Source organism: Vreelandella sulfidaeris, assembly GCF_042429665.1.
Classification (GTDB): Bacteria; Pseudomonadota; Gammaproteobacteria; order Pseudomonadales; family Halomonadaceae; genus Vreelandella.
On sequence record NZ_JBHMAC010000010.1, the window covers coordinates 441,429 to 453,470 of the forward strand.

The following is a 12,042-nucleotide window of genomic DNA, read 5'->3' on the forward strand; positions in this document are numbered from 1 at the left end:
TGCCTTAGGGCACTGAGACTACCTCTAGCGGTATATCGATGCCGAACTGCTGCAACATGCGCCGGAATGTCTCGACATTATAGACCTCGCTTTCTGTCACCAGGCCTTGGATCTGGCCTGTGCCTTGGGTGCCATCGCCTAGATTGGAGACAATCGATTCGGCCGGGTCGAGTAAGCGACAACCGGGCTGTGCTGCTTCGAAGAAGGAGCGCAGCCATGGTAAATGGGTACTTGAAAGGGTCAGTGTGTCGATATCGGGATACTGACTGACGACGTCGTCCATAAAAGAAGAGACCGCCTTCTGCGTCGCCTCAGGATCGAATAGAAAGGCGCCATTCTCGACCAGTTCCACCATGGAAGAAGCATTGATCAGACTGACGTTGCCCGGCTGGGGAGCGTGGTGGGTGATGAACTGTTTTAGCAGCGAACTTTCGATAAGCGATTGCACCCCCATGATGCCAACCTTGCCGCTGTTCGACGTGGCGAGCGCTTCCTCGATAGGGGGATAAACACCGAACAGAGGCACCAACGTATTCTGGCGAAGGTCATCCAACACCATGATAGAAGGGGCGTTCGAGGCGATGACGATGGCCGATGGGTGGTAGCCCTCAAGAAAGCGTAGCGTACGCTGCATGACAGCGAGTAACTCTTCTCGTCCTTTGCTGCCATAAGGAAAACTCGCCCGGTCAGCGAAATACACAATATCCTGTTGGGGGAGGCGCTTGTGTATCTCGGCGACAATGGCGTAGCTTCCAATGCCAGCGTCGAAGACAGCGATCGGCTGATGCATAGCAATATCCTTGATGTAAACTAAGCCTAATGATCCATAAAATTCTAATATTATGAAAACACTGTTTATAATTTCCATGCCAGCCCTTGCTTAAACAACGTGGCGGGTAGCTGGCAAAGGGCGCACAGAGATAACGCCCGACAACATCAAGCGACTGCTCCTGGCGTTACCGAGAGTTTTGCCGACCCGTTACGATTGCCAAACCTTTCATGCTTGCAGTTGCGTCTGTGCTAAACGCTTGGCGCCGGCAAAATCTGCTTTACCAGAGCCTAGGCGAGGGATCGCTTTCACCGTTAGCCAGTGGCTGGGAATCATGGTGGCTTGGGCACCGCTGGCGCGCATGGCCGCTTTGACAGCGCTTTCATCCAAGGGGGTTTCCGACAGCAGTACGATCCTTTCACCTTTGCGGCTATCGGGGATGGTGACCGCCATCACCGCGGCATCCGGATCGTCAAGCGTTGCGGTTACCGCTGCTTCCACGGCGCTGAGGCTGATCATTTCACCGCCCAGTTTGGCAAAGCGTGCGTAGCGATCAATAAGGGTCAAAAAACCGTCTTCATCGATAAATCCTTTATCGCCCGTTATATACCAGCGGTGATCTTCATCCTCATAAATGGCTTGGTCGGTTCGCTTGGCGTCATGTAGATAGCTCTGCATTACCTGAGGGCCACTGATTAAAATCATTCCGGCCTCACCGGTGGGTAATTCTTTAAAACTTTCCGGATCAACAATTTTGAAGCTTGTGCCCGGTAATGGCATGCCCACGCTGCCCGGTTTACTGCCTCGCTGCACCTGCTGATAGTAAGCACCCATGGTGTCGGGCAGGTTCACCGAAGCGACCGGGGCCGTTTCAGTCGCCCCATAACCTTCATACACCGGCTTGTGGAATTTTAGGGTAAAACGGGTGCGTACGTTTTCATCAAGCTTCTCCGCTCCGGCGATGACGATGCGTAAGCTGTCCAGCATCAAGGGATGTACCTTCTTGCTGCTGACCAACAGGCGCAGAAAGCTGGAGGTACTGAACATGATCGTGGCTTTATGTTTAGCCACTGCAACAGCAATGCCGGGGGCATCCGTCGGGTCCGCGTGACATACCAGCGGTAGCCCCTCAATCAACGGTAACCACTGTGTCACCGTTAGCCCAAAGGCGTGAAAGAGAGGCAACGAGCCCATCACCACATCGTTGTTCTGGGTGTTAAGCACGTCAGAGGTTTGCTTGATGTTGGCCATCACGTTGCGGTGGCTCAACAGCACCCCTTTGGGGTCGCCCTCGCTACCGCTTGAGAACAGCAGGGCCGCGGTGGCATCAGCATCGTGGGCGCGACAGTAAAGGCGTTGAATTAGCCAGCTCGGTAATAAGCGCACAGCAAGCCAAGTACGTAGGCGTTCGGCACGGCCCATGGTGGCGTGCAGGTCTTCCAGGTACACCGTGTGCGTATTGGCCAATAATTGGTCAACCTTTAGCCCACGTTTTTGCAGTATTTCCACAAAGCGGCGCGAGGTAACCACCGTGGTTATCTCGGCTTGGGTAAGGGCCGAGGCTAGCGCCGCCTGATGGGCGGTGTAGTTGAGATTCACTACGGCCTTACCGGCGAGTAGCGTTGCCATATTGGCAAGCACCGCGCCACTGCTGGTGGGCAGCAGTAGGCCAAGATAGCGGTCAGGCGTGAGTTTGCGAAACCGCTTTGCCAACAATAGACTGACGGTCAATGCTTGGCTGGCGGTGAACTCAGCCCCTTCGGTATCGACGAGAGCGACGTCACCAGGACGGCGTTTGACGCTTTGAATCCAGGCATTGGGTAACGTCGGTAGCTCACCCATGGCCCGCTGCCAGGAACGGGTGGCCTGTTCAAAGATACGTTGTTTAAGTACATCGGCAGGGGTGTCTTTGGCGAGCGGCTTGCCAAACGCAACAACGATCGAACGATGCAAAGGGGCGTTGCGTAACTCTTTTAATTTACTCGACGAGCGCGAAAACTGACTACCCCATAGGCCGCGCAGATAAAACGGCACAATGACAACGTCAGCATTGGCCATGTTGCAGGCCCGCTGGTAGCCGCGGCGAAACTCTCCCAACTGGCCATTACGGCTGATCGCGCCTTCTGGAAACAGACACACCACTTCTCCGGCATTGAGCTGTTCGGCGACATCAGCCAGCGCTTGTTCCGCACCGCTGCCCCGCTCAATAGGAATACAGCCCAGCGCTTTTAAGAACCATCTCAAATACCAGCGCTGGTAGACGCTTTTAAGCATGACGAAGCGAACGGGGCGCGGGCTGGCGATCTGTACCATGGCCCAATCCACCCAGCTGATATGATTGCCTAGCAGCAATACGCCGCCTTGGGCGGGCAGGTTCTGCAAACCATGTACGGCAACGCGGTAGCGCCGCGTCAGCAAGAAGCTTAGCAGAAATCGTACCAGGCTTTGCGGCAGTTTGAAGATCGTATAGCCGCCGCCCACCATGGCCACGGTGGCGATCAATAGCAGCAGGTAGTGGCTATCCACACCCGCTAAAGCAAACAGCGCCGTGAGCATTAAAAAGCCCAGCATGGCGATGTTTTGAATTAAATTATTGGCTGCCAGCACGGTGCCTAGCTCGTTATCGGCAGCATGGAACTGGATCAACGCATTGAGCGGGACGATAAATAAACCACCCATGACGCCGATAAACACAAAATTGAGCGCTTGGCCGGTCGGCGAAGTCAACAGCGGCAGGCACCACAAACCAACGGCCACGCCTATCGCGCCTACCGGAATCAAACCGGTTTCAATGCGGTTATACGATAGTTTGCTGGCAAGCATGGAACCTAGCGCAATCCCCACCCCACTAGCCGCAAGAATGCCCTGCAGCACCAGCGTATTATCGATGCTTAGGGCCTGCTTGGCGTAGGCAGGAAACGCGGCCAGCAGCACTTGGCCCACTGACCAAAAGGTCGCCAGACCGATAATAGCGAGCCTTAATACCGGCTGGCGCGTGATAAAACGCAGGTTATCTTTAAAGGCGGCACCCTGGCGATAGCGCTTCCATGTCAACGGTTTATCGGGGGGAGTGATGGTGTCCACCGGCAACCGGTAAAGAGTGGCTGCCTGGATTGCGCTATTGAGTACCAGCAGCCAACCGAGTGGCGCAATTTGGCGTAACAGCTGCGCAGGCGTGTGGTCACCAGCGGATATCCAGGTTTCAAACAGCGCGGTAAACGCGACGGTGCCGGTTAAAATTGCGCCTATCGTGACGGCTTGGATAAGCCCGTTTGCTTCGGCAAGGCGTGGCTTACCAAATAGTCCTTTCACCAGGCCGTATTTAGCCGGGGAGTAAAAGGCCGACTGAATAGCCAACATCAGCGTCATCGCAAACGCCAGCCAAAACCAGCCCTGGTAGTAGGCAAGGGTGATACCCAGCGACACGGCGACGGCAGCCCAGGCAGAAACACGCAAAATGCGCACTTTGGAATAGCTATCGGCCACATGGCCCGCTGGGCTGAACAGTAAAATAAACGGCAACAGGATAAGCCCGTTGACCAGGGCAGTGAGTACTACCTGTGTTTCGCCGTCGTAACTTTTAAACACCGTATTTTGAATAACGATTTTATGGCCTAGATCCACAAAGGCATTAAGAAAAATCGCAATCAAATAGGGCCAGGCGCCCGCTATACGCAGCAAGGGTTGCATGTTGTTTTTCGCCTTAATCAAAATGAAGTAAGCGTACTCTCGGTAAAAGGAGTAACGGGTGCAACTCTAATAGCTGACGTTGTGTTATCCGGGCTTTGGGGTATCGTTATACACTACTTTTTAGGCCTGGAGGCTGTGTGTCTCAGACAAAAACATTAATTGCTACGCTGAAACGTCAGTTGCGTGCTCAAGGTAAAACCTACGCGGATGTAGCGATATGGCTTGGGCTAAGCGAAGCGTCGGTAAAGCGCTTATTTGCAGAGCAACACCTTACCTTAGAGCGATTAGAGTGTATTTGCGACCAGCTCAATCTGGAATTTTCCGAACTGGTGCAGGCCATGCAGGAAGATGAACAGCGTTTGCAGGAGCTTTCCCACGCGCAAGAGCAGAGCATAGTCGACGATCAAGAGCTGTTTTTGGTGGCGGTGTGTGTCATCAACGGTTACAGCTTTGAGGACATTTATCATCAGTACCAGCTGAGCGAGGCGCAATGTGTCCAACAGTTGCTGGCGCTTGAGCGCTTAAAGCTGATTGATCTACTGCCAGGCAATCGTATTCGGCGGCGTATTGCCGCCAATTTTCGCTGGCGCCCGGGTGGCCCTATTCAGCGCTTTTTTCAGCAGTATATTGCCACCGAGTTCTTCCAATCGCATTTCGATAACGACAATGAAAAGCTTGTGGTACTCAACGGCTTGCTGTCTCAGGCGGGCAATGTGGAATGGCAGCAGACGATACAGCGCCTGGCAAAGGAATTTCATGCGCTATGTGAGCGAGAGGGTGGGTTGCCTATCCGCCAACGGTTTGGCACCACCTCGGTACTGGCCGTGCGCCAGTGGCAGTATGGGCTTTTTCAGGACTACAAGCGCGAAAGCTAAGCAAGTCCAAGTCCTGAATTACAGCGATGTGTCACGGAAACTGGCAGCTTCCTGCTCAAGCCACTCTGAAAAGCGGGCCACCGCTGGTGGCACTTCTCCATCATTGGGCAAAATAAGTTCGTAGGCAAAGGGGGAGGCGAGCGGATACTTCTCTTCAAAGGGGCGTACCAAAACACCGCTAGCCAGCCGGTCTGCCACTAGCGGGTGGCTGGCCAGCACTACGCCCTGCCCGGCGATAGCCTGATCGAGGGCCAAACTGTAGAGCGAGTATTGTCGCTGGTTGGGCATCTTGTTTAGCACTACTCCGGCGCTTTTAAACCAATCGTTCCAGCCTGGGATACGCTGACCAGGGTGGCTACACCAATCCACGGTGAGTAGAGTCTGTGTCAGCAAGTCGACGGGCGTTTGTATATTTTCCTGTGCTAACAGCGAAGGGGAGCAAACGGGAAATAGCGTGTCTTCAAAAAGACGCAGGCTAGTGACACCGGGCCAAGGCCCCTGACCGTAGCGCAGAGACAAGCGTGCCCGATTGGGCAACCATAGCGGTGCTATCAAGTTTGCCTCGGCATCCAGGGAGATTTCTATTTGGCGCTCATTAGCTTCAAAACGCGGCAAGCGGGGCAGTAGCCAGAGTTGTAGGAACGAGGGCGGTGCACTCAGCAGCAATCGAAAGGCCTCTTCTGAACGCTCAGTGATGTTCTGTATACCACTGGCAATGCGCAAAAGGCCTGCTTGCACATCGTCAGCAAGCATCCGGCCGGCTTCCGTGACACAAACGCCATTGGCATGGCGTTCAAAGAGGACGACGCCTAAGTGTCCTTCCAGCTGTTTGACCTGCCGACTGACGGCACTCGGGGTAACCCCGAGACGCGCAGCGGCGGCTTTGAAGCTATTTTCTCGCACAGCCTCGGCGAAAGCGCGTAGCGCATTGAGGGGTAATCTCTCAATTCTCATGGCGTGAGTTTTCCTAAGCCTAGCCCCGATAAGTAATCGTTTGTACGGGATTTCGCTACCTGCTGCAATGAGCTCTAAATGCCATAGGAGCTCATGATGAATAACCAAAGTATCGCCAAAACCAATGCTACCAAGCCTATGTCGGGGAGTTTCCAGCGTCAATCAGTGGATACGACGGCAGCATCGTTAATGCTTTTGTTTTGTTTGGTGTTAGGTTTTCAGCAGGTGGCCATTAAAGGTGTGGCTGAGGATATCTCGCCCTTGGTGCAGATCGCCCTGCGTTCTGCCATGGCGTGGAGTCTTGTTGGCTTGCTGGCGTATTGGCGTGGCATTCGCTGGATGGATGTTGGGCACCACTGGGTACCGGGACTAGTGGTTGGCCTCGGGTTTGCTGCCGAGTTCAGCTTTGTCGCCTGGGGGCTAACCTACACGCTAGCGTCGCATATGTCGGTGTTCCTTTATACTGCGCCTATTTTCGCTGCCTTGGGGCTACACCTTTGGGTGCCCGGTGAGCAGCTTTCTATTCGCCAGTGGTGGGGCGTTGGCTTGGCCTTTGTGGGCATGGTGATCGCCATAGCGCCGGGTGGTGTCTATGACATTGATATTCTAATCGGTGATGCGTTTGGTTTGCTCGCAGGGCTCTCATGGGCGGCCACGACCGTGGTGATCCGTAAGACCTCGCTTTCTGAGGCACCTGCGGAGCTTACTTTAAGCTACCAACTTAGCGTGACAGCGATGTTGCTACTGCCCATCGCGGCGCTATCGGGGCAGCTGATGCGTGCTCATTTTTCAACCATGGCCATTGCTAGTCTTGGCTTTCAGGCGCTGATTATTTCGTTCGCCGCGCTGCTGCTATGGTTCACGTTGTTACGTCGCTACCGCGCTTCGCAGTTAGGTTTGTTCTCTTTCTTGGCACCGCTTTTCGGGATTCTGTTTGGTACACTGCTGCTCAATGAGCCGCTGAGCCTTAATTTTATAATCGGTGGCGGCGTTATGTTAGTTGGCATCATCCTGGTGACGCGCTAAAAAACGCACATACCCATCTACCCTCTGCGAAGATACCGATATGAGCATCACCCCTTTTCAAGCACTGGCTTGCCCGCTGGATGGCGAGCCGTTACATCTTGCGGGCCATTCTTGGCGCTGTGCGTCCGGGCACAGCTTTGATATTGCCAAGCAGGGGTACGTTAACCTGTTGCCAGTGCAGCAAAAGCGTTCTCAAGACCCTGGTGACAGCAATGCGATGGTTGCTGCTCGGCAACGCTTTCTGAACGCTGGCCATTACCAGCCCATTTCGGAAGCGGTCAGTACTGCTATTGTGAATCATGCTAATGAGAGGGCAGAGGGCGAAACGTTTAGTTGTTTAGATGCAGGCAGTGGTGAAGGCTATTACCTGCGTCAGTTAGCCCACGCTGCCCCAGCCTCTCTATCACTGTCGCTGATGGGACTGGATATTTCTAAATGGGCGGTGTTGGCGGCGGCAAAGCAAGATAATAAGCAGGCACCGTTCAGTCGCTGGGTGGTCGGCAGCAATGCTCACCTTCCGGTTCAGTCAGCAGCGCTGAATAGCGTGCTGTGCATGTTTGGCTTTCCTGTCATCAGCGAGTTTGCTCGGGTGCTGAAAACCGGTGGAGTGCTGTTACAGTTGGAGGCGGGCCCAAACCATCTGCGCGAGTTGCGGGAAATCATTTATCCGACCCTAAAGCCATCGCGTTCAGGCGAGCTAGTCGTGCCGGAAGGTTTTACTCATCACCGCAGCGAGCAGGTGAGCTATTCGATAACGCTGGCTGGGGCTGAGAGCATTGCCGATTTATTAGCTATGACGCCGCATCTTTACCGCGCCAGCGCTGAAGGGCGCGCTCGTGCAGCAGCACTTGATAGGCTGTCAGTCACGGTAGATGTTGAGGTTGTGCAGTGGCTTCGTATTTAACCTGGCTTAACTACACTATGTCATTGCCCAAACGTAACAAGGCCCGCATAAGCGGGCCTTGTTATTCGAACCTTGAAAGGTTCGAGCAAACTCTAAAGCGCTAGGGCTTAGGAGATTTGCTTGATGTTTGAAGCTTGAAGGCCTTTCTTACCCTGGGTAACGTCAAAAGAAACGTTAGCGCCTTCTTGCAGGGTTTTGAAGCCGTCTGCTTGAATTTCAGAGAAATGGGCAAACAGGTCATCGCCGCCGTCAGAAGGAGCAATAAAACCGAAGCCTTTAGTATCGTTGAACCACTTAACTGTGCCAGTAGACATAGTAAAAATCCTTTCGCGCAATGCGCTTTGTAAAGTTCCTGGTATCACCCAGATTAATAGCGGATAAAACAAGGAATACAATTACAGGCTTGCCGAAAGATTTCGTTTGCTGCTAAATCTTTTTCGTACACTTCTGAAACCATGCTTGCTTGCTAACCAACTGTTGCTACAGTGTCATGAATTGTAGCTTTCGTCAATGCCTTTCTTGCTTGTTTCCTCAGATCCGCGTCAACGACCCTTTCTTAAACGCTACTTTATTCAGATATAGAGGCATCAACGACGCCTTGGCGATATTAGGCTCTGTCTGAAAACTGGCTGTGCTCGATCATACGGCGTTAAAAATCGGCTCAAAGTACTCATTTACAACCCGTAAACTCCGTCTTTTCGCCAATTTTTGCCTTGTCTGATCTTCGCTCGCCGACTTTTCAGACAAAGCCTAGGTATCGAGGCTTTGTCCGAAGTTCGGACAACTTATGTTCTATTTGGGCGTCGTGTTTCTAAGACAGTGCGGCATCGCCTAGGGGCTGATCTACACTTTTCATCATGGAAACTTACCTCTAGTACTTATATCCAGAACTCATGCCTAGAAATCGTACTGGGTCGATATGAACGCTATGCACTCAAGGATCGAGGGCAAACAATGACGTATGACGTTGCAATAGTGGGCGGAAGCTACGCGGGTATGGCGGCTGGGCTTCAGTTAGCGCAGGCACGACGGAAAGTGGCGCTGATTGATGCGGGGCAGCCGCGTAATCGTTTTGCTTCTCGGTCGCGGGGGTTTTTAACCCAGGATGGCAAGCCCCCCAGTAAAATAGCCGCAGCAGGGTACGAAGAGCTGATCGCATACCCCACGGTTGAGTGGTACAGCGGCAATGTAGAGACAGTTATCGGTCAAAAGGATGATTTTACACTGGTGCTAGCGGGTCAGCAGGGGGGAGGCGAGCGTATCTACGCAAGGCGTGTCATTCTCGCCGCAGGTGTCGACGATCAACTTCCCGATTTGCCAGGACTCGCCGAACGATGGGGAACCTATGTTTTTCATTGCCCTTACTGCCATGGTTTTGACTTGGATGATGGGAGAATTGGTGTACTGGCAACCTCTGACTTGTCGATGCACTTGGCATTGCTACTGCCTGAGTGGGGCGCAACGACTCTCTTTTTAAATGATGCTTTCGAGCCTGACAGAAACCAGCTAGAAAAGCTCAATGAGCGTGGCACCCATATTGAGCGAGGCATCGTTGAACAGTTGGTTGATGACGCTACGGGGGTGGGCGTCGTACTGGCAGGGGGGCGAATATGTCCCCTGGTTGGCCTCTTTATTGTTACCCAGACCGCTCCCAGCCAATTAGCAATACTATTAGGTTGTGAGTTTGAAGTGACGCCGTTGGGACGCGTGGTAAGAATTAATGCGGCCAAGAAAACGTCGGTACCGGGAGTGTACGCATGTGGCGATATCGCTCGCCTCGTGGGCAACGTGTCGTTGGCGGTCAGTGATGGTATGTTAGCCGGCCAAGCCGCGCATCACTCGTTGATCTTTGACCATTAAAGCAGGGCTCATGCGATTTCAATCATCGACTTTAAGCGATGCCCGCGGTGAAAATGGCATCAGCCCCCGCCTTTAAGTAGTGGGCGATCAACGTTTCTTAACTCAGTCTACCCATCAACTCAAACTTGTAGGGAAGTAAATGACACGTATTTGGAAGGCCTATTTCCAGGCGTCATTAATTTTACGCGTCACCATCGCGCTGGTACTGGGCGTGGTGGTGGGGTTAGTGGGAGGCGATACGGTAGCGGTTTGGCTAGCCCCACTGGGTGATTTGCTGCTCCGGCTGTTAACTTTTCTAATCGTTCCTATCGTGCTGTTTACGCTGATGGTGGGCGTGAATCAGTCGCGGGAGGGCAGTGCCGGACGGGTGGGCGGTAAAGTGTTCATCTATTATCTGGTTTCTTCAGCATTAGCGATCATGGTGGGGTTAGCCGTTGCCACGCTGTTTAGTCCAGGAACGGGAATGACGCTAGCGACAGAGGCTAGCTTTACGGTGCCTGACAACCCTGGCGTGGTCTCTACGCTGCTCAATATCGTTCCCACTAATATTATCGGTGCGTTCTCCGAACTCAACATGCTGGGGATTATTTTTACCGCGCTGGTATTTGGCATCGCACTGCTGAAAATACGCCAGTCGGAACGGCAACATGCTCTCGGTGAGCGGCTTTATGAGGTCATTAAAGCCCTGAACGAAGTCACTTTAAAAGTGATGTCGGGCGTGTTGCACTATGTGCCTATCGGCGTGTTTGCCATTGTCGCCGAGACAGTCAGCCAGCAAGGCATTGAAACGCTGTTGTCACTGGGCGATATGGTAATGGTGCTGTACATCGCGCTGGCCATCCATCTGCTGATTTATTGCGGCATCATGCGGCTGTTCGGTGTGAAGTTACGAAACTTCTTTCGTGAAGCTCGCACGCCAATGGCTACGGCATTTGCTACCCAAAGCAGCTCGGGCACGTTGCCGCTGACGATGAATGCTGCTCATCGTTTAGGTATTCCCAAAAGCATTTATGGGTTCAGTCTGCCGTTAGGCGCTACGCTCAATATGGATGGAGCGGCGATTCGTATCGCCATTTCGGCGGTATTTGCTGCTAACGTGATTGGCGCGCCGCTGGATTTCATTAGCATGGTACAAGTAGTGTTGATTGGCACGCTGGTGTCGATAGGCACGGCGGGTGTGCCGGGTGCTGGAATCATCATGATCGCGACAGTGTTTACCCAAGTGGGCCTGCCGATTGAAACGGTTGCGTTGCTCACGGCCATCGACGCGCTAGTAGGCATGGGCTGTACGGCACTAAACGTAACGGGTGATTTAGTAGGCACCTCTGTCATTGCTCGAAGTGAAGGTGAGCAGCTTAGCGACGTACCCATAGAGGAAGCGTCTACCGCAGCAGCAAAGGCATAGCGAATAAAAGGCATGGCAAACAAAAATGCCTTTTTGCTAGGCAGTTAGGAGGACTCATGATGGAGGAACGAGAGCTTGCCTATTTGGCTCGTGCGGTGGAACTCGCCGAGGAGGCACTTAACGCGGGAGACGAGCCCTTTGGAAGTGTGCTGGTAAGCGAAGAGGGAGATGTGCTGGCGGAAGATCGTAATCGCATTGCCTGTGGAGACGCTACCCAGCACCCTGAATTTGCTCTGGCGCGTTGGGCGGCTCAACATATGACGCCCATGGCTCGCGCGCAGGCGACTGTTTATACCTCAGGCGAGCACTGCCCTATGTGTGCAGCGGCCCATGGTTGGGTAGGATTGGGTCGTATTGTGTACGCTAGTTCATCTGAGCAATTGCGTGGCTGGCTTAAGGAGCTGGGGGTGGCACCGCCACCGGTTGCTACGTTGCCTATTCAGCAGATAGTGCCTAACCTCAACGTTGAAGGGCCGGTCATGGAATTGGCCGAAAGCGTCCACGCCCTACATAGGCGCAGGCATGTTGGCTAGAATGCTGGTTAGGTTAACGCCATCAA

General features: G+C 53.4%; 10 protein-coding genes. 6 read left to right on the forward strand and 4 right to left on the reverse strand.

Features of this window, described 5'->3' with window-relative positions; genetic code table 11:
- Positions 1–4: 4 nt before the first annotated feature.
- A complete protein-coding gene (locus tag ACFFLD_RS07000) occupies positions 5–790 on the reverse strand; it encodes a glutamate racemase (RefSeq protein WP_386038553.1) in 786 nt (261 codons plus the stop codon).
- Between the two features lie 207 nt (positions 791–997).
- Complete coding sequence (locus ACFFLD_RS07005) at positions 998–4,459, reverse strand: acyl-[ACP]--phospholipid O-acyltransferase (RefSeq protein ID WP_386038554.1); 3,462 nt, start codon at positions 4,457–4,459, stop codon at positions 998–1,000.
- Between the two features lie 137 nt (positions 4,460–4,596).
- Here ACFFLD_RS07005 and ACFFLD_RS07010 point away from each other — a divergent pair, with 137 nt between their 5' ends.
- Positions 4,597–5,334 (forward strand): helix-turn-helix domain-containing protein, encoded by a 738-nt coding sequence (locus tag ACFFLD_RS07010; RefSeq protein ID WP_386038556.1) that lies wholly within the window; start codon positions 4,597–4,599, stop codon positions 5,332–5,334.
- Between the two features lie 18 nt (positions 5,335–5,352).
- On the opposite strand, the gene ACFFLD_RS07015 is transcribed toward ACFFLD_RS07010, so the two are convergent.
- Positions 5,353–6,288: a LysR substrate-binding domain-containing protein gene (locus ACFFLD_RS07015; protein WP_386038558.1), complete on the reverse strand. Its 936-nt coding sequence runs from the start codon at positions 6,286–6,288 to the stop codon at positions 5,353–5,355.
- Between the two features lie 96 nt (positions 6,289–6,384).
- Here ACFFLD_RS07015 and ACFFLD_RS07020 point away from each other — a divergent pair, with 96 nt between their 5' ends.
- Together ACFFLD_RS07020 and ACFFLD_RS07025 are read left to right on the forward strand one after the other, a co-directional pair.
- The gene (locus ACFFLD_RS07020) at positions 6,385–7,314 is read left to right on the forward strand and encodes a DMT family transporter (protein WP_386038560.1); all 930 of its coding nucleotides are present in this window, start codon (positions 6,385–6,387) and stop codon (positions 7,312–7,314) included.
- A gap of 40 nt (positions 7,315–7,354) precedes the next feature.
- On the forward strand, positions 7,355–8,218 hold the full coding sequence (locus tag ACFFLD_RS07025; RefSeq protein ID WP_386038562.1) for a putative RNA methyltransferase: 864 nt from the start codon (positions 7,355–7,357) through the stop codon (positions 8,216–8,218).
- Positions 8,219–8,325: 107 nt separating this feature from the next.
- On the opposite strand, the gene ACFFLD_RS07030 is transcribed toward ACFFLD_RS07025, so the two are convergent.
- Positions 8,326–8,532 (reverse strand): cold-shock protein, encoded by a 207-nt coding sequence (locus ACFFLD_RS07030; RefSeq protein WP_007111402.1) that lies wholly within the window; start codon positions 8,530–8,532, stop codon positions 8,326–8,328.
- Between the two features lie 640 nt (positions 8,533–9,172).
- On the opposite strand from ACFFLD_RS07030, the gene ACFFLD_RS07035 reads away from it, so the two are divergent.
- The 3 genes from ACFFLD_RS07035 (at position 9,173) to ACFFLD_RS07045 (ending at position 12,016) form a co-directional block, all read left to right on the forward strand.
- On the forward strand, positions 9,173–10,078 hold the full coding sequence (locus ACFFLD_RS07035; protein WP_386038565.1) for an NAD(P)/FAD-dependent oxidoreductase: 906 nt from the start codon (positions 9,173–9,175) through the stop codon (positions 10,076–10,078).
- Between the two features lie 139 nt (positions 10,079–10,217).
- On the forward strand, positions 10,218–11,483 hold the full coding sequence (locus ACFFLD_RS07040; protein ID WP_386038567.1) for a dicarboxylate/amino acid:cation symporter: 1,266 nt from the start codon (positions 10,218–10,220) through the stop codon (positions 11,481–11,483).
- A gap of 56 nt (positions 11,484–11,539) precedes the next feature.
- A complete protein-coding gene (locus tag ACFFLD_RS07045; RefSeq protein ID WP_386038569.1) occupies positions 11,540–12,016 on the forward strand; it encodes a nucleoside deaminase in 477 nt (158 codons plus the stop codon).
- The last annotated feature ends 26 nt before the right edge of the window (positions 12,017–12,042 follow it).